The 15,319-nt window shown below is 65.9% G+C and carries 21 protein-coding genes and 1 riboswitch; of the genes, 17 read left to right on the top strand and 4 right to left on the bottom strand.

The genetic code is table 11. The annotated features are described in order from the left end of the window. Positions 1–278, bottom strand: a 278-nt coding sequence (locus tag VL752_RS08960; RefSeq protein ID WP_325354294.1) for a hypothetical protein, incomplete at its 3' end; no start/stop codon positions are given. A gap of 117 nt (positions 279–395) precedes the next feature. Then, a riboswitch (TPP riboswitch) is annotated at positions 396–521 on the top strand. A gap of 66 nt (positions 522–587) precedes the next feature. Between VL752_RS08960 and VL752_RS08965 the strand changes: the two genes are divergently transcribed. From VL752_RS08965 to VL752_RS08985, 5 genes are all read left to right on the top strand, one after another. Continuing rightward, positions 588–1,574, top strand: a complete 987-nt coding sequence (locus tag VL752_RS08965) for an FAD-dependent oxidoreductase (protein WP_325354296.1) — start codon at positions 588–590, stop codon at positions 1,572–1,574. Next, positions 1,571–1,768, top strand: a complete 198-nt coding sequence (gene thiS / locus VL752_RS08970; RefSeq protein WP_325354298.1) for a sulfur carrier protein ThiS — start codon at positions 1,571–1,573, stop codon at positions 1,766–1,768. The genes VL752_RS08965 and thiS overlap by 4 nt, the downstream gene beginning before the upstream one ends. A 1-nt stretch (position 1,769) precedes the next feature. Continuing rightward, positions 1,770–2,540 carry a thiazole synthase gene (locus VL752_RS08975; RefSeq protein WP_325354300.1) on the top strand — a complete coding sequence of 257 codons (771 nt, stop codon included), beginning with the start codon at positions 1,770–1,772 and terminating at the stop codon, positions 2,538–2,540. Next, entirely contained in the window at positions 2,537–3,133 is a 597-nt protein-coding gene (locus VL752_RS08980) for a thiamine phosphate synthase (RefSeq protein WP_325354302.1), read from the top strand. Before VL752_RS08975 ends, VL752_RS08980 begins: the two co-directional genes overlap by 4 nt. Before the next feature lie 75 nt (positions 3,134–3,208). Beyond that, positions 3,209–3,748, top strand: a complete 540-nt coding sequence (locus VL752_RS08985) for a thioredoxin family protein (protein ID WP_325354304.1) — start codon at positions 3,209–3,211, stop codon at positions 3,746–3,748. Here the strand turns inward: VL752_RS08985 and VL752_RS08990 are convergent. After that, positions 3,721–4,518, bottom strand: coding sequence for a glucose 1-dehydrogenase (locus tag VL752_RS08990; RefSeq protein WP_325354306.1), 798 nt, complete (start codon positions 4,516–4,518; stop codon positions 3,721–3,723). The two genes, VL752_RS08985 and VL752_RS08990, sit on opposite strands and share 28 nt — an antisense overlap. A gap of 48 nt (positions 4,519–4,566) precedes the next feature. Between VL752_RS08990 and VL752_RS08995 the strand changes: the two genes are divergently transcribed. Beyond that, positions 4,567–5,145 (top strand): mismatch-specific DNA-glycosylase, encoded by a 579-nt coding sequence (locus VL752_RS08995; protein ID WP_325354310.1) that lies wholly within the window; start codon positions 4,567–4,569, stop codon positions 5,143–5,145. Here VL752_RS08995 and msrB read toward each other — a convergent pair whose 3' ends face one another. Then, the gene (msrB, locus tag VL752_RS09000) at positions 5,146–5,520 is read right to left on the bottom strand and encodes a peptide-methionine (R)-S-oxide reductase MsrB (protein ID WP_413788767.1); all 375 of its coding nucleotides are present in this window, start codon (positions 5,518–5,520) and stop codon (positions 5,146–5,148) included. A 158-nt stretch (positions 5,521–5,678) separates the two neighbouring features. On the opposite strand from msrB, the gene VL752_RS09005 reads away from it, so the two are divergent. The 11 genes from VL752_RS09005 (at position 5,679) to VL752_RS09055 (ending at position 14,468) form a co-directional block, all read left to right on the top strand. Then, positions 5,679–6,275, top strand: a complete 597-nt coding sequence (locus VL752_RS09005) for an anthranilate synthase component II (RefSeq protein ID WP_325354314.1) — start codon at positions 5,679–5,681, stop codon at positions 6,273–6,275. A gap of 50 nt (positions 6,276–6,325) precedes the next feature. Next, positions 6,326–7,354 carry an anthranilate phosphoribosyltransferase gene (gene trpD, locus VL752_RS09010; protein WP_325354316.1) on the top strand — a complete coding sequence of 343 codons (1,029 nt, stop codon included), beginning with the start codon at positions 6,326–6,328 and terminating at the stop codon, positions 7,352–7,354. A gap of 15 nt (positions 7,355–7,369) precedes the next feature. Further along, positions 7,370–8,194 carry an indole-3-glycerol phosphate synthase TrpC gene (gene trpC / locus VL752_RS09015; protein ID WP_413788766.1) on the top strand — a complete coding sequence of 275 codons (825 nt, stop codon included), beginning with the start codon at positions 7,370–7,372 and terminating at the stop codon, positions 8,192–8,194. A gap of 3 nt (positions 8,195–8,197) precedes the next feature. Beyond that, positions 8,198–8,686: a cyclic pyranopterin monophosphate synthase MoaC gene (moaC, locus tag VL752_RS09020; protein WP_325354318.1), complete on the top strand. Its 489-nt coding sequence runs from the start codon at positions 8,198–8,200 to the stop codon at positions 8,684–8,686. Positions 8,687–8,696: 10 nt separating this feature from the next. Then, the gene (glp, locus tag VL752_RS09025) at positions 8,697–9,905 is read left to right on the top strand and encodes a gephyrin-like molybdotransferase Glp (protein WP_325354320.1); all 1,209 of its coding nucleotides are present in this window, start codon (positions 8,697–8,699) and stop codon (positions 9,903–9,905) included. Between the two features lie 227 nt (positions 9,906–10,132). Continuing rightward, positions 10,133–10,330, top strand: coding sequence for a YqaE/Pmp3 family membrane protein (locus VL752_RS09030; RefSeq protein WP_325354322.1), 198 nt, complete (start codon positions 10,133–10,135; stop codon positions 10,328–10,330). A 263-nt stretch (positions 10,331–10,593) separates the two neighbouring features. Next, positions 10,594–11,400, top strand: a complete 807-nt coding sequence (locus VL752_RS09035; protein WP_325354324.1) for a FadR/GntR family transcriptional regulator — start codon at positions 10,594–10,596, stop codon at positions 11,398–11,400. A 72-nt stretch (positions 11,401–11,472) separates the two neighbouring features. After that, entirely contained in the window at positions 11,473–11,763 is a 291-nt protein-coding gene (locus VL752_RS09040) for a putative quinol monooxygenase (RefSeq protein WP_325354326.1), read from the top strand. 46 nt (positions 11,764–11,809) lie between these two features. Then, positions 11,810–12,994, top strand: a complete 1,185-nt coding sequence (locus tag VL752_RS09045; RefSeq protein WP_325354328.1) for a GAF domain-containing sensor histidine kinase — start codon at positions 11,810–11,812, stop codon at positions 12,992–12,994. A gap of 210 nt (positions 12,995–13,204) precedes the next feature. After that, complete coding sequence (locus VL752_RS09050) at positions 13,205–13,630, top strand: GFA family protein (protein WP_325354330.1); 426 nt, start codon at positions 13,205–13,207, stop codon at positions 13,628–13,630. A gap of 232 nt (positions 13,631–13,862) precedes the next feature. After that, the gene (locus VL752_RS09055; RefSeq protein ID WP_325354332.1) at positions 13,863–14,468 is read left to right on the top strand and encodes a hypothetical protein; all 606 of its coding nucleotides are present in this window, start codon (positions 13,863–13,865) and stop codon (positions 14,466–14,468) included. Here the strand turns inward: VL752_RS09055 and VL752_RS09060 are convergent. Continuing rightward, on the bottom strand, positions 14,465–15,319 hold an 855-nt coding region (locus tag VL752_RS09060), incomplete at its 5' end, for a heterodisulfide reductase-related iron-sulfur binding cluster (protein ID WP_325354334.1). The two genes, VL752_RS09055 and VL752_RS09060, sit on opposite strands and share 4 nt — an antisense overlap.

Consider the following 15,319-nt stretch of genomic DNA (forward strand, 5'->3'; position numbering starts at 1 on the left):
AGGTCCGTGCAGTAGCCGGCCATCGCATTGCAGATCGTGTTCAGCGCCTGCTTGGTGCCGAAAAAGTCGTCCACCGAATAGGAACGCTTCGTCCCGTCGGTGTTGACATGAAGCCCATCCGCGAAAAGAAGCGCCTCCTTCTCCTTCGACTCCCATACCGGGCGCTGAACACTGCCGCCGGCATCCGGCTGGTTGAAGCCAAGGCTCATGCCGCAGGGCGGCGGCGCGGCGGCGGCAAGCAGAGGTATCATTGCGAGAAGCCAGAGCGCGCGCGTCATCGGGTCTTGCCTCGTAGTGCATCGCCCTTATGCCATGTGTTGCGGCGTTAAAACGACCACAGTTTGGCCTCCGACACGCTGCGTGATTTGACCGCACCCGGATTCGCGGCTAGCAGAGACCATCCCAAGGGGAGCCCCGAGCGAGGGGCTGAGAGGCCATTGGGCGGCACAGGCCGCCCCACATGGCGACCCTTCGAACCTGATCCAGGTCATGCTGGCGAAGGGATGGTAAGGCCGCGCGCAGTCTCTGCCGCGCATCCGCTCTCCCCCCTCCCGCCTGCCCCGGATCGCTGCCGGGGAGAGATTTGCGTGCAGATCACCGTCGTGGGCGCCGGCGTCATGGGCCTCACCACCGCCCTCGCCCTTTCGGAGCGCGGGTTTTCCGTCGGTGTCGTGGAGCGGAGCGCCACGCTCGGGGCCAGCGCCTGCTCGCGCTTCGCGGGCGGCATGCTGGCGCCTTGGTGCGAGGCCGAAAGTGCCGAACCACTGGTCGTGCGGCTTGGCCAGGAAGCGCTCGCCTATTGGCCGCGCGTCTTCCCTGGCACGATCCAGCGCGGCAGTCTGGTCCTCGCTCCCTTGCGGGACGCCCCGGATCTTGCCCGCTTCGCCCGGCGGACAACGGACCACGAGATGCTGGACGCTGACGGCATCGCGGCCCTGGAACCCGACCTCGCCGGCCGCTTCCGCAGCGGGCTGTTCTTCCGCCGGGAAGCACATCTCGATCCGCGCGCAGCACTCCCAGCGCTTGCCGAAAGTCTGGCCGTGCGCGGCGTTTCCATCACCTTCGGACAGGAGGTCGATCCCGCTGATCCAAGCCTCGGCGCGGTTGCCGATTGCCGGGGCCTCGCCGCCCAGGACAGACTTCCCGATCTGCGCGGCGTGAAGGGTGAAATGCTCATCCTGCGCTGCCCGGGGCTGACGCTCACCCGCCCCGTGCGCATGCTGCATCCGCGCTTTCCGCTCTATGTCGTGCCGCGGGGCGACGGCGTGTTCATGCTCGGCGCCACCATGCTGGAAAGCGGCGAGCGTGCCCGCGTCACCGCGCGCTCGGTGGTCGAGCTGCTCAACGCGGCCTATGCGTTGCACCCGGCCTTTGCGGAAGCCGAGATTCTCGAAATGGGCGCCGACGCGCGGCCGGCCTTCGCCGATAACCTTCCGCGCCTGCGGCCCTTTGGCCAAGGCAGCCTGCGGGTCAACGGGCTTTTCCGCCACGGCTTCCTGCTCTCGCCGGCAATGGCCTCTCGGGCTGCGGATTATTTTCTTAACAGGACGGTTTCTCCGGAGGTGATGGGATGAAAATCCGCGTCAACAGCGAAGCGCGTGAGGTCCGTGGGCAAAACCTGGCCGAGGTGCTGGACGAACTCGGCTATGGCGGCGCGGTGGTCGCGACCGCCGTCAATGGCGATTTCGCGCCCGCCCGCGCCCGTGCCGATGTCATCCTGAAGGAGGGCGATGAAGTGGAACTCCTCGCCCCCATGCGGGGAGGCTGAGATGCTCGAAGCCTACGGCATCCCCTTTTCTTCCCGCCTCTTCCTGGGCACGGCACTTTACCCCTCGCCTGCCATCATGGCGGAGGCCGTGCGGCGCTCGGGTGCGGAGGTCGTGACCGTTTCGCTCCGCCGCGAATCGGGTGCCGGGCGCGAGGGCCAGGCCTTCTGGTCGATGATCCGCGCCTTGGGGGTTCGCGTGCTGCCCAATACCGCCGGTTGCCATTCGGTGAAGGAAGCCGTGACCACGGCGCAGATGGCGCGCGAGGTCTTCGAGACCAACTGGATCAAGCTCGAGGTCATCGGTGACCACGATACGCTGCAGCCCGATGTCTTCGGCCTTGTCGAAGCGGCGCGCATTCTCACCGCCGACGGGTTCGAGGTCTTTCCCTATACGACGGAGGATCTGCTGGTCGGCGAAAGGCTGCTCGACGCTGGCTGTCGTGTCCTCATGCCCTGGGGCGCGCCGATCGGTTCCGGGCGCGGCCTGAACAACCTTTACGGACTGCGCGCCATGCGGGCGCGTTTCCCGAACGTGCCGCTGGTGATCGACGCCGGCATCGGCCTGCCCTCCCACGCCGCCCAGGCGATGGAACTGGGTTTTGATGCCATTCTGCTCAACACGGCGGTTGCCAAGGCGGGCGACCCCGCCTTGATGGCGGAGGCTTTCGCCAGCGCCATCCGTGCCGGACGCCAGGCTTATGAGGCCGATCCCATGCCGATGCGGGACATGGCGGAACCTTCCACCCCGGTCATGGGGCTCGCCTTCCGATGAGTCTTCATCCGTTTTATCTCATCGTCGATGACGTTGGCTGGATCGAACGTTTCCTGCCGATGGGGCTTCGCTTCGTGCAACTCCGCATCAAGGAGAAGCCCGAAGCCGTGCTGCGTGCGCAGATCCGTGCGGCCCGTGATCTTTGCGTGGCCAAGGGCGCGGTCCTCGTCATCAACGATCACTGGCAACTCGCCATCGAAGAGGATTGCCACTTCGTCCATCTCGGGCAGGAGGATCTGGAAGCGGCGGACCTTCCTGCACTGCGGCGCCATGGAATAAAACTCGGGCTCAGCACGCATGATGAGGCGGAGCTGGACCGCGCACTCTCGGTGGGGCCTGACTATGTGGCCCTCGGCCCGGTCTTCCCGACAATTCTGAAGGCAATGCCCTGGGCGCCGCAGGGCATTCCGCGCGTCTCGGACTGGAAACGCCGGGTGGGTGCGATGCCCCTGGTCGCCATCGGCGGCCTCACGCCGGAACGTGGCCGCGCGGCACTGGCCGCCGGCGCCGATAGTGCGGCCGTGGTGACGGACGTGCTGCTCAATCCGGACCCCGACGCGCGGCTCCGCGAATGGCTGAGCACGATATCATAGGGTTGAACCGCTTTACCGCTCGCCTTGCCGCACCCTAGAAGCAAGGGTGGCAAGTGACTGGAAGCTGGGAGCGGAATGGCGAGCTACGAGGCTTTGTGCGGCATCGACTTCGGTTTTGCGGATTTCGTGAAATCCGGCACGCCAGATGAGATTGCCGAGGTGACAGCGATTCAGAGCCGGATCAACGGCGGCGGCCCGATTTCGCCTCAAACCGTGCGGCGCCTCAAGGCCGTGCCCGGCCACTACCACCTTCTGGTCGCGGCCGAGATGTGGTGTTCGGATTGCCGGGTGAATGTGACGGCGATGGATTTCCTCTGCCGTCAGCAGCCCAACATCACCCTTACCATCGTCACCAAAGCGCGCGCCGAGGAAGAGCTGCGCACGGCACTCGGCCTGAACGATATCCGGGCGCCGGTCGCCGCAATCCTGGACGAGCACTACCGGCTCATCGGCCGCTTCATCGAGCGGCCGAGCTTCGTTGCCGAGCGTGGGGTGGAGGCGCTGGGCCAGGGCTACCGCAACGGCAATTATACCGACAGCACCCTCACCGATATCCTGGCCGTCCTAGAAGCGGCGGCCGAGGCCGCTCATCCATTGCCGCGGAACGAAGGATAGAGCGTCATCCCGCCATCGACGAAAAGCGTCGTCCCGACGACATAGTCCGACTGGTCGGAAGCGAGCCAGACAGCCGCCCGCCCGACATCCTCGGCCGCCCCGATGCGCCCGTAAGGAATGAGCTTGAGCACTTCCTTCGCCGCCGCGCCCTCGGTCTCCTCCTTGTTGATGTTGGTACGAATGGCGCCGGGCGCGATGGCATTGACCCGAATGCCCTTTTCCGCGACCTCCTGGGCGATCGTCTGCATCATCATCATGATCCCGCCCTTGGATGCGGCATAGTTCACATGCCCTGCCCAGGGAATCACCTGATGCACCGAACTCATGCAGATGATCTTGCCGAGAGCTTTTGACTGCGGCCGTCGGCCCTGAGCCTCGAACTGGCGCACGGCGGCCTGGGCGCAGAGGAACTGTCCGGTGAGATTGACCTGCAGCACGGCGTTCCACTGATCGAGCGTCATCTCGGTCAGCGCCGCATCTTTCTGCATGCCGGAATTGGCGACGAGGATGTCGAGTGCACCGTAGGCCTCGATGGTGCTGGCGAAAAGTGCCGCGACATCCGCCTCCTGCGAGACATCGGCGCCGACCGCGATGGCTCGGCCACCCCGGCGCGCGATCTTGGAGGCGAGTTCCTCGGCCGGCTGCTGATGGGAATGGTAGTTGATGACGACGGCAGCCCCCGCTGCCGCCAGTTCCTCCGCGCAGGCGAAGCCGATTCCGGAACTGGCACCCGTCACGAGCGCGATCTGTCCATCCAGGCGGCAGTCCATGCTGTCTCTCCTTCGGCCCTTGCCGAACCAAAGGTGGGGAGCTTGCGCATGGCGCTAAGCCTGCCGCGCGGGGATGTGAGCCTGAAACGCGCGCGCTACATAGGGGTCATGGACGCCGATATCCTGCCCGATCTCCTGGCCGAAAATCTGGATCTCGTGATCTGCGGCACGGCGGCCGGCGCCGTTTCCGCCGCGCGCGGCGCCTATTACGCGGGGCCCGGCAACCGCTTCTGGCCGGTGCTCGCGGAAACCGGCCTCACCCCGCGTCGGTTCCGGCCGGAGGAGTTCCACGACCTTCTCGCCCTCGCGATCGGGCTCACCGATGTCTGCAAGACGCAATCAGGTCAGGATCAGAGCCTGCCGCGCCACGGTTTCGACCGGCTGCGCCTGCGCGCCGCGATGGTGCGCTTCCGGCCACGCCTGCTCGCCTTCAACAGCAAGCGCGCGGCCTCCGAATTTTTTGGCATTCCCACCGGGCGCCTGTCTCACGGATTGCAACCGGAGACAGAGGGTCTTCCCCCGGTGATGGTGCTGCCCTCGACCTCGGGCCTCGCCTGCCGGGCCTGGAACGCGGCGCCATGGCATACCATGGCCACCCGCGTTTTGGCCGGCAGGCTTGGCGCCTGATTAGTCGGGGATGAAGTTCAGCGCGACACCGTTCATGCAGTAACGCTGAAAGGTCGGCGGTGGGCCATCCGGAAAAACATGCCCCAAATGGCCGCCGCAATTCGCGCAATGCACTTCGGTCCGCAGCATGCCGTAGGCGCGATCCTCGCTCGTCTCGACCGCACCCTCCAGCGGCACGTCGAAGCTCGGCCACCCGGTACCGCTCTCGAACTTGGTATCTCCCTTGAACAGCGGATTGCCGCAGCCCGCGCATTCGAAGATGCCGGGCCGCTTCTCACGCAGAAGCGCGCAGGAGCCGGCCCGTTCGGTGCCGTGCTGGCGCAGCACCTGATACTGCTCCGGCGTCAGCTTCGCGCGCCACTCGGCGTCCGTCATGGTCACCGGGAAGATTTTCGACTCCGTATGCGTCGTCATGTGTCCATCCTCGTCGTGGGTCCGATCCTATATCGTCGCGCGGGCTGGACTGGTTGCATCAACCCAGACCTTCCTGCGTTCCATTTGACCCTGCGAAACGCGCAGCGCATCATATTGGCATGATCCTGCTCATCGACAACTACGACAGTTTCACCTTCAACCTCGTTCAATTCCTCGGCGATCTCGGCGCCGAGTGCGCGGTGTGGCGGAATGATGCGCTGTCCGTCGATGAGGTGATGGCTCAGCAGCCGGAGGCTATCGTCCTCTCGCCCGGTCCCTGCACGCCGAATGAGGCAGGCATCTGCCTGGACGTCATCCAGGCGGCGGCGGGGAAGATTCCGATCTTCGGCGTCTGCCTCGGCCATCAGGCGATCGGCCAGGCCTTCGGCGGCCATGTCATTCGCGCACCCGTGCCGATGCACGGCAAGGTCAGCCCGGTCACTCACGGCAATTCGGATATTTTCGCGGGCTTGCCCTCGCCCTTCCGGGCGACGCGCTACCACAGCCTGATCGTGGAGCGGGAGACGCTGCCCGAAACCCTGGTGCCCACGGCCTTTACCGAGGATGGGCTGATCATGGGCCTGCGCCACCGCAGCCTGCCCATCTTCGGCGTGCAGTTCCATCCCGAGAGTATCGCGAGCGAGCATGGCCACAAGATCCTCTCCAATTTCCTGGAGATCGCTCGCGGCCGCAATACTCCGGCCCAGGCCGCCTGACGTCCAAGCATCGCAGTCAGGCATCGTAGTTCCGTGCTGAGAGAACGCGCATGAGCGGCGCCATCCGTCCCCTTTTGGCTCGTCTCGCCCGGGGCGAAAGCCTGACAGAGGTCGAGGCCGAGAGCGCCTTCGGCGCGATCATGACCGGCGACGCGACGCATGCGCAGATCGCGGGGCTTCTTATGGCTATGCGCGTGCGCGGCGAGACCGTGGCTGAAATGGTCGGCGCCGTGCGCGCCCTCCGCGCCCGCATGGTCGCAATCTCATCCCCGGCCGGCGCCATCGACGTGTGCGGCACCGGCGGGGACGAACAGGGCACGCTCAATATCTCAACCGCCGTTACCTTCGTCGTCGCCGGCTGCGGCGTGCCGGTGGCCAAGCATGGCAATCGGGCGCTCAGTTCGAAATCGGGCGCCGCCGATGTACTGGAGCATCTCGGCATCGGCGTCTCCCTTTCCCCGGCCCGGCTCGAAGCGGTGCTGGCGAAAACCGGCTGCGTGTTTCTGTTCGCACCCAATCATCATCCGGCGCTCCGCCATGCGGCCCCGGTGCGGGCCGAGCTGGGCACACGTACCCTCTTCAATCTGCTAGGGCCGCTCGCCAATCCGGCCCGGGTCACCCGCCAGTTCACGGGCGTCTATGCCAGCCACTGGACCCGGCCGGTGGCGGAAGCGCTTGGCCAGCTCGGCACGGAAAAAGCCTGGATCGTTCATGGCCAGGGACTGGACGAGCTGACGCTGGCCGGACCCAACCATATCGCAGTGCTCGAAAACGGTACCGCACACGATATGATATTGGATGCCAAGGAGCTGGGCCTGCCGCAGGCGCCCCTCGCGGCCCTTCGGGGGGGCGATGCGGCGGCTAACGCCGCTGCCCTCATGCGTTTGTTGGATGGCGAGCCCGGCGCCTATCGCGATACGGTCATCCTGAATACGGCAGGGGCACTGGTCGTGGCCGGCGCCGTCTCGACCCTCGCCGAGGGCCTGACGGCGGCACGCGCCGCGATCGACCAGGGCCGGGCGCGCGCTGCGCTTGACACGTTGCGGCGCGAAAGCCAGCTGCCTAACCAAGAGAGTTGAAGTAGTAACGGTAGCATGAATTCAGAAATACAAGACGTTCTGGTCCAAATCTGCGATGACACGCGCGCTGAATGCGCGCGCCGGAAAGAAGATTTCCCGGTCGAGATGCTGAAGCAGAAGATCGCGGCCCAGACGCCCCCTCGCGGCTTCGCGCGCACACTGATGGACCACGTCAACCTCCATCGTGTGGCGCTGATCGCCGAGATCAAGAAGGCCTCTCCCTCCGGCGGCCTAATCCGGGAGGAGTTCAACCCGGCGGCCTTGGCCGAAGCCTATATGCAGGGCGGCGCAACCTGCCTCTCGGTCCTCACCGACCGCAAGTATTTCCTGGGCGAGCCCGAGCATCTGATGGCCGTCCGCGCCACTGTGCCGATGCCTATCCTGCGCAAGGATTTCATCCTCGAGCCCTGGCAGGTTTACGAGAGCCGGGCGATGGGTGCGGATTGCATCCTGCTGATCATGGCTGCTCTCTCCGATGACCAGGCGCGCGAGCTGGAAGAACTTGCCCGGGCACTCGACATGGATGTGCTGGCAGAAGTCCATGACGAGACGGAGCTGCACCGCGCGCTCGGCCTGCAGACCCCGTTGATCGGGATTAATAACCGCAATCTCAAGACCTTGAAGACCGATCTTCAGACGGCAATCCGGCTTGCCCCGCAGGTCCCGCCGGATCGGTTCCTGATCGCCGAAAGCGGCATCCGCACGGCCGCGGATGTGAAGCTGCTCGTCGATGCCGGGCTGCAATGCTACCTCGTCGGTGAAAGCCTGTTGCGCCAGCCCGACGTTGCCCAGGCGGTGCGGGATCTGATCGGGCCGGAGCGCACCGCGGACGCGGCCTGAGCAATGACCGGGAGCGCACCCAAGCTCAGCCATTTCGATGCCGCCGGACAGGCGGCCATGGTCGATGTGTCGGGCAAGGATGAGACGCTGCGCGAGGCGACCGCCCGTGCCCGCATTACGATGCGGCCTGAGACCCTGGCGCTGATCGAGAGTGGCTCGGCCAAGAAGGGAGATGTGCTGGGGGTGGCGCGGCTCGCCGGCATCATGGCGGCCAAGCGCACGGCCGATCTGATCCCGCTGTGCCACCCCCTGCCCCTCTCCTCCGTCCGGGTCGATCTGGAGCCGGATGCCCTTGCCTCGGCGGTCGAGATCACGGCGACGGTCCGCACCACTGGCCGCACGGGCGTGGAGATGGAGGCGCTGACGGCCGCCTCCGTCGCAGCGCTGACGGTCTATGACATGTGCAAGGCGGTCGATCGCGGCATGGTGGTCGAAAGCTTGCGCGTCACCGCCAAGTCAGGCGGCAAGTCCGGGGATTTTTCTGCGCCATGAGGCCTGGGCCATGATTTCGGTGACCGAAGCCCGCGCCCGCATTCTGGCCGGGCTCTCGGCGACGACGCCGGAGACGGTCTCGCTCGCCGAAGCCCTTCATCGGGTGACCGCGCGGCCTGTTGTGTCCCGCCTGTCCAACCCGCCGGGCGATGTCTCGGCCATGGACGGCTATGCCGTCCGCGCGGCGGACGCTGCCCGGGGCGCGCGGCTGCGCCTGATCGGCGCCGCGCCGGCCGGCCATCCCTTCGCGGGCAGCGTGGGCCCAGGCGAGACCGTGCGGCTGTTCACCGGCAGCCTGGTTCCGGCGGGCGCGGATACGATCCTCATCCAGGAGAATGCCGACGCCGAAGGCGAGAGCGTGACGGTGCGCGAAGCGCCGGGCCCTGGCCGTCATATCCGCCGTATGGGCCAGGACTTTCGCGCCGGCGACGCGGTGCTGACCGCGGGTTATCGTCTCAGCCCGCGCCACATCGGCCTCGCCGCCGCCGCCGGCCACCCCTGGCTTACGGTCCACCGGCGCCCACGTATCGTCATCCTCTGCACGGGCGACGAGATTGCCTTGCCGGGTGAGCCGCTCCCGCCAGGCGGGGTCGTCTCCTCCAACGGTGCCGCGCTCGCGGCCTTTGTGCGGGCGGCGGGCGGCGAGCCGGTGCTGCTGCCGACTGTCCCCGACCGGCTGGAGGCGATCGCCGAGGCGGCCGCGGCCGCTGGCGGCGCCGATATGCTGATCACGACCGGCGGTGCCAGTGTCGGCGAACACGATCTCGTCCAGGCCGGCCTCGCCTCGCGCGGCTTGGTGCTCGATTTCTGGCGCATCGCCATGCGGCCGGGCAAGCCGCTGATGCATGGGCGGCTGGGCGAGGTGCCGATGCTGGGCCTGCCCGGCAATCCGGTATCGGCCCTGGTCTGCGCCATTCTTTTCCTGCTGCCCGCGCTGCAGAGGCTTCAGGGTCTGCCCGGCCATCCGCCGGCTGCCGAGCCCGTGCGACTCGGCAGCCCCTTGCCGGCAAACGATATCCGGGAGGATTACGTCCGCGCCTCGCTCCTGGTGCCGGAAGATGGTGGCGGTTGGATCGCCCATCCCTACGGCACGCAGGATTCCGGTCAGATCAGCCGTCTGGCGGCGGCCGATGCCCTGCTGGTCCGCCCGCCCTTCGCGCCGGCGCTCGCGGTGGGCGAGATGGTACCGGCCATCCGCCTGGCGCCCCTCGGTCTCTAGGCCGGCTGCTGGGCGGAGAACAGGATGGGGCGAGGTTGAAAGCCCGAGCCCGCCAGGGTCGCGAAGAACTTGCCGGTGACCGGGCCGTGTTGGATGCCTTGTCTTGTTCTCGGCGCCCGGGGGCATGCGCGGCGGCGGGCCCGCCACAGGATGACAGGGAGTGGATTAATCCTATCTTGATGGCAGGGCCGCAGCGGCGGCCCCTCACTCCGCGCCGAGGGATTCCCATGCGACTGCTCCTGGCTTTGCTCCTGCCCGGCATCTCCTTCTTCTTCATCGGCCGCCCGTGGTCCGGCATCGTCTGCCTATTCCTGCATGCGACCATCATCGGCTGGATTCCCGCCGCAATCTGGGCCGTCTATGCGCTCAACCAGTGGGAGACGGATCGCAAGCTGCGGCTCGCGGGCTTTGGTGGCTACCGCTGACCGTTGCGTTCACGAGCTGTTAAAAATCCGAGTTATCCGGTTCCCTCTTGGTAACGACTTCAGTATGCTCGGCAAGTTGACCCCGACGCCCAGCAAAAAACGGGTGCGGGAGAGGAAAACGTCTGAAGGTTCGCATGGATCGATACAGGTTCATTGCGGAAACGGCAGAATGCGCGCCGGCTCTGGCCCATGCGCGCGGCCGTGACCGCCATTCGCGAGATGCCACCTGCCTTCGCGGGCCAGGTCGTTGACAAGGACATCCGATGCCTATGCGCTTCGCTAATCCCCGCGCGCGGCGGGGGTTGGGCGGTGGCATCCGCCTGCGCAAAAGGACGGCCTCCGCCCATGATCAGGTGATGCGCGGGCTCGGCCTCGCCATCGTCTCCGGCCAGTATCCGGCTGGCAGCCTGCTGCCCAACAAGGAACTGCTGACCAAGCAATTCAAGGTGTCGAACAGCACGCTGCGCGAGGCGATGCAGAAGCTCGTCGCCAAGGGCATGATCGTCGCCAAGACCAAGGTCGGGACCCGCGTACTCGAGCCCCGGTACTGGAACATGTTCGACGCCGACATCCTGGACTGGCGCTTTGAAATCGGGGTCGACCGGCCCTTTCTGGCGCAGCTTTTCGAGCTCAGACAGACCTTCGAGCCGATGGCCGCGGCGCTGATGGCGACCCGGCGGACGCCCGAACAGCTGGCTCAGCTGACCCAACTCGCCCGGCGCATGCGCGAGGCGGATGGCGAGCGCCAGGCCTTTGCCGAGGCCGACCTCGCCTTCCACCTCCTCGTCCTGCAATCCTCCGACAACCCCTTCCTGCAGTCGATCGGCGCGCTCATCCGCACCGCCCTCGCCGCCTCCTTCACCATGAGCGCGCCGGCGGACGACCAGCAGCGGCGGACGGTCTCCGAGGCCAGCCACGAGGCGATCGTCGAAGCCATCGCGGCGCGCGACCCTCATGCCGCGGCCGGGGCGATGATGGCCGTGATCCTTGACGGCTGGGCCTCCATCGGCGGCGTGAGCGAAACGGTTCTCACTCACATGACCTTGCGGGAATTCAGGCCGGGTTTGTGAGGACGGGGCTGGCTACACCAGAAGCGCGCGCTTATCCTGACCCTGAATAGAGTATAAAGGGCGGCAGGTGCGATGAAGCCTCTTTACGCAACCTTCGAGGTTCTGCCCGGGCATGAAGCCCGCATGGAGCAGATGATGGCCGATCTTACCCGCGCTGTGCGGGCAGAGCCCGGCTGCCTGCGATTCGTGGCCTACCGGCTGGCGGGCGAACCGCGCCGCTACCATGTGGACGAAATCTACGCCGACGAAGCGGCCTTCGCGGCGCATATCTCAAGCCCCCATGCCCGCGCCTTCAATGCGGCAATCCGTGACATGGTGGTGGGCGGTGCCTCCGAGGTCGTCTTTTTGGCCGAGGCTGCCTGACAAGCGCGTTGATGCAATGGTTACGGCGACACTGTATTCTGGCCCCATGAATCGCGTCACCGAGGCCGAAATCCAGTCTGATGTCGCCGCGGTGGGCAGGATCGCGGCCGTCCCGTCGATCCTGGACGTGGTCTGTCGCATGACCGGCATGGGTTTTGCCGCGGTCGCGCGAGTGACCGGGGAGCGGTGGATCGCATGCTGCGTCCAGGACGATATTGCCTTCGGCTTGGTGCCGGGCGGCGAACTCAAGCTGGAATCGACGATCTGCCACGAAATCCGGGGTCATCGCGAACCGGTCGTGATCGATTGTGTTGCCGAAGACCCGCTCTACCGCGACCACCATACCCCCCGGCAATACGGCTTCCAGAGTTACATCTCCGTGCCCGTCATTCTGCCGGACGGCAGTTTTTTCGGCACGCTTTGCGCAATCGACCCAAAGTCCCGCAAGCTCAACAGCCCCGAGATCATTGGCGCATTCAAGTTGTTCGCCGAGATGATCGCCTTTCAACTGGATGCCCAGCAGAAGCTTGCGACATCCGAGGCATCCCTGGTCCGGGAGCGTGAAACGGCCGAGCTTCGCGAACAGTTCATCGCCGTGCTCGGGCATGATCTGCGCAATCCCCTGGCCTCCATCCGCGCCGGCACCGCCATGCTGGTGCAGCATCCCGAACGTGCCCCTGCGATTGCGGCATTGATCGACGACAGCATTTCCCGCATGGCCGGGCTGATCGACAATGTGCTGGACTTTGCGCGCGGACGACTGGGCGGGGGATTGACCATCCTTCGCGATGGTGACGAGCCCATCGAGCGCACCCTGCTTCACGTCGTGCGGGAGCTTCAGAGCACACGGCCTGACCGGACCATCACGGCCGATTTCGCTCTTTCAGAACCGGTCAGCTGCGACCGTGGCCGCATGGCCCAGCTGCTGTCGAACCTTCTCGGCAATGCGCTCACCCATGGCGACGACACGAAGCCGGTGACGGTCCAGGCGACGACGCGCGACGGCGTCTTCAAACTCTCGGTGGCAAACTCGGGAGCGCCGATCCCCGAGGCGGCGCTCGAGAACCTGTTCCAGCCGTTTTTTCGCGCCTCCGTCCGTCCCAGCCAGGAAGGGCTCGGCCTCGGCCTTTACATTGCCTCCGAAATTGCCAAGGCGCATGGCGGCATACTCTCGGTGCGCTCGACGGCCGAGGAGACGCGCTTCACCTTCCGGATGCCCCTGCGCGACTAAGGCAGGGCCCCACCAGCCTGAGCACGGAGCGATGGGCGTCGTTTCAGCTTTGCGGGAACGTGGCCTGCTCGGCTGCGTCGTCAATCTGCCAACCTGTGCGATACGCTTCTCGGCGAAGGGCCGGCTGCCTGGCCGTTGACGTCGCCCGGAGGTTCTCGTACGCCCCCAGAACTGAGCGCAACAGGGATCTGAACTGGAGACAGGGGCAGCATGCTGGACGACACGAAGGTTCGGGCTGGCCAGTGCCATTGCGGTGCGGTCCGTTTCGAGGCGACCCTCAGCGACGGCTTCAATTCGATCCGCCGCTGCACCTGTTCCTACTGCCGAATGCGAGGCGCCGTGGTTGTCATGGCGGAAATGGGTGGGGTCAAGATCCTGCAAGGCGAGGATGCGTTGACAGGCTACCGCTTTCATACCGGATCAGCGCAGCACTTCTTCTGTTCTCGCTGCGGCATATACACACATCATCAACGGCGATCTGACCAGACTAGCTATGCCGTGAACGTGGCTTGCCTGGATGGGGTGAGCCCCTTCGATTTCTCTGAGGTGCCCGTCATGGATGGCATCAACCATACGAACGACACCGGCAGGCCGACACGCCGGGCAGGCACGCTGCGCTTCATCCCAGCTGACTGACAATCACCGTCAGCCGAGGACCGCTCGGCAATGCTCTCCCCGGAAGCTGGCGCTCCCAAAACCACCTGTCCCATCCATAGATGACGCGGAACAGCGCGCGCGGCCCGCACCGCAAGGCGATGACCGCGGCCGGTAGGCGGACCTATGCCTCGGTCGGCAAAGATTCTTTAGGGGCCCGCCGTAGAACCCGTTAGCGTATCGCCATCAAAACCGATTGACGGGATTCAGACGCATGCCGCCGATTTCGGAGAGCCAAGCCCATCAAGTGAAACTGTGGTTGACCCGGAATTTCGGGCCACAGCTGAATGCCGCCATTGCGAATACGCCCTTCGACATCAATCTGCTTTGCGCGATCGCCGGAAAGGAGGCCGCGCTCTACTGGCTGAAATGGATCGACACCCATCCGCCGGAGTTTGTCCTGGCCCGCTGCGTCTTCGACGCGAGCGGTGACGCGCCCAATACCTCGCGCGGCGCCTTCCCGCAGAACACGTTGGCCTTTCACCAGCGCTACGGCGATGCGTTTACCCAGGACTTGATTGGCGAGGCCAATCAGACCCGCGCCCTGCGCGGCCTGCCGGCGGCCTCCTGGGTCTATAAGGGCTACGGCATTTTCCAATACGACTTGCAATATGTCGGCGCCGACACAGCCTTCTTCCAGCAAAAGCAATGGGGCGAGTTCCAGGCGTGCCTGGACCGCGCGCTCAGCGAACTCAAGACCAAATACGCTCACTACAAGGATCTGCGCACGACCGTGCGGGCCTATAATGGCTCAGGCCCCTCAGCCGAGGCCTATGCCGATGACGTCATGACCCTGCTGGCTTGGTGCTCCGAGGTTTAGGCCGCGCGCGCCGCCTGTGGCACCGCCGCGGGCTTCGGCCCGCCCGCCATCCAGTCCAGCAGTTCGATGGTGTGAACCACGGGCAGGCCGCCGCCCGAAAGCTGGGTGATGCAGCCGATATTCCCGGCCGCCACGAGATCCGGCTTGCGCTCCTGCAGCGTTTCCAGCTTGCGGGCGCGCAGCCGGCCGGCAATTTCGGGCTGGACGATGTTGTAGGTGCCGGCCGAACCGCAGCAGAGATGCGCGTCCCGTGGCTCCACCACCCTGAAGCCGGCTGTCTTCAGCAGCATCTTGGGTTCCGCCGTCACCCGCTGCCCATGCTGAAGGCTGCAGGCTGAATGGTAGGCGACGGTGAGATCGGGCGCCGCGCGGCTCGGCTGATAGCCGATGCGGGCGAGGTATTCGCTGATATCGGCAGCGAGCGCCGAAACCTTTTCGGCGCGGCTTTTCCAGGGTTCCGGCTCCTCGCGGAACATGAAGCCGTAATCCTTCACCGTGGTGCCGCAGCCGGAGGTGTTGATGAGGATCGCGTCCAGCCCCTCCCCTTCGATCTCCCGGCTCCAGCCGGCGATCGCGGCGCGGGCGGCTGCCATGGCGGGATCATGGCGGCCCATGTGATGCGTCAGTGCCCCGCAGCAGCCGACCTCGGGGGCGATCACCACCTCGATGCCCATGCGCGTCAGCAGCCGCACCGTCGCTTCGTTGATCGACGGCGACAGCACTTTTTGCGCACAGCCGGTGAGCAAGGCGACGCGCCCGCGCCGAGCGCCTTCGGCCTGGTGGGTCTGCGGCCGCTGCACGGGGCTATCCGGCGGCAGGGCTTTGGGCGCCAGCGTCAGCATGGCGTGCAT

Origin of the sequence: Acidisoma sp., assembly GCF_035492295.1 — a bacterium.
Classification (GTDB): Bacteria; Pseudomonadota; Alphaproteobacteria; order Acetobacterales; family Acetobacteraceae; genus Acidisoma.

Coding starts and splice junctions, on each gene's coding strand:
- thiS (WP_325354298.1), top strand. CDS start 1,571: ATGAAAATCCGCGTCAACAGCGAAGCGCGTGAGGTCCGTGGGCAAAAC.
- VL752_RS08975 (WP_325354300.1), top strand. CDS start 1,770: ATGCTCGAAGCCTACGGCATCCCCTTTTCTTCCCGCCTCTTCCTGGGC.
- VL752_RS08980 (WP_325354302.1), top strand. CDS start 2,537: ATGAGTCTTCATCCGTTTTATCTCATCGTCGATGACGTTGGCTGGATC.
- VL752_RS08985 (WP_325354304.1), top strand. CDS start 3,209: ATGGCGAGCTACGAGGCTTTGTGCGGCATCGACTTCGGTTTTGCGGAT.
- VL752_RS08990 (WP_325354306.1), bottom strand. CDS start 4,518: ATGGACTGCCGCCTGGATGGACAGATCGCGCTCGTGACGGGTGCCAGT.
- VL752_RS08995 (WP_325354310.1), top strand. CDS start 4,567: ATGGCGCTAAGCCTGCCGCGCGGGGATGTGAGCCTGAAACGCGCGCGC.
- msrB (WP_413788767.1), bottom strand. CDS start 5,520: ATGACGGACGCCGAGTGGCGCGCGAAGCTGACGCCGGAGCAGTATCAG.
- VL752_RS09005 (WP_325354314.1), top strand. CDS start 5,679: ATGATCCTGCTCATCGACAACTACGACAGTTTCACCTTCAACCTCGTT.
- trpD (WP_325354316.1), top strand. CDS start 6,326: ATGAGCGGCGCCATCCGTCCCCTTTTGGCTCGTCTCGCCCGGGGCGAA.
- trpC (WP_413788766.1), top strand. CDS start 7,370: ATGAATTCAGAAATACAAGACGTTCTGGTCCAAATCTGCGATGACACG.
- moaC (WP_325354318.1), top strand. CDS start 8,198: ATGACCGGGAGCGCACCCAAGCTCAGCCATTTCGATGCCGCCGGACAG.
- glp (WP_325354320.1), top strand. CDS start 8,697: ATGATTTCGGTGACCGAAGCCCGCGCCCGCATTCTGGCCGGGCTCTCG.
- VL752_RS09030 (WP_325354322.1), top strand. CDS start 10,133: ATGCGACTGCTCCTGGCTTTGCTCCTGCCCGGCATCTCCTTCTTCTTC.
- VL752_RS09035 (WP_325354324.1), top strand. CDS start 10,594: ATGCCTATGCGCTTCGCTAATCCCCGCGCGCGGCGGGGGTTGGGCGGT.
- VL752_RS09040 (WP_325354326.1), top strand. CDS start 11,473: ATGAAGCCTCTTTACGCAACCTTCGAGGTTCTGCCCGGGCATGAAGCC.
- VL752_RS09045 (WP_325354328.1), top strand. CDS start 11,810: ATGAATCGCGTCACCGAGGCCGAAATCCAGTCTGATGTCGCCGCGGTG.
- VL752_RS09050 (WP_325354330.1), top strand. CDS start 13,205: ATGCTGGACGACACGAAGGTTCGGGCTGGCCAGTGCCATTGCGGTGCG.
- VL752_RS09055 (WP_325354332.1), top strand. CDS start 13,863: ATGCCGCCGATTTCGGAGAGCCAAGCCCATCAAGTGAAACTGTGGTTG.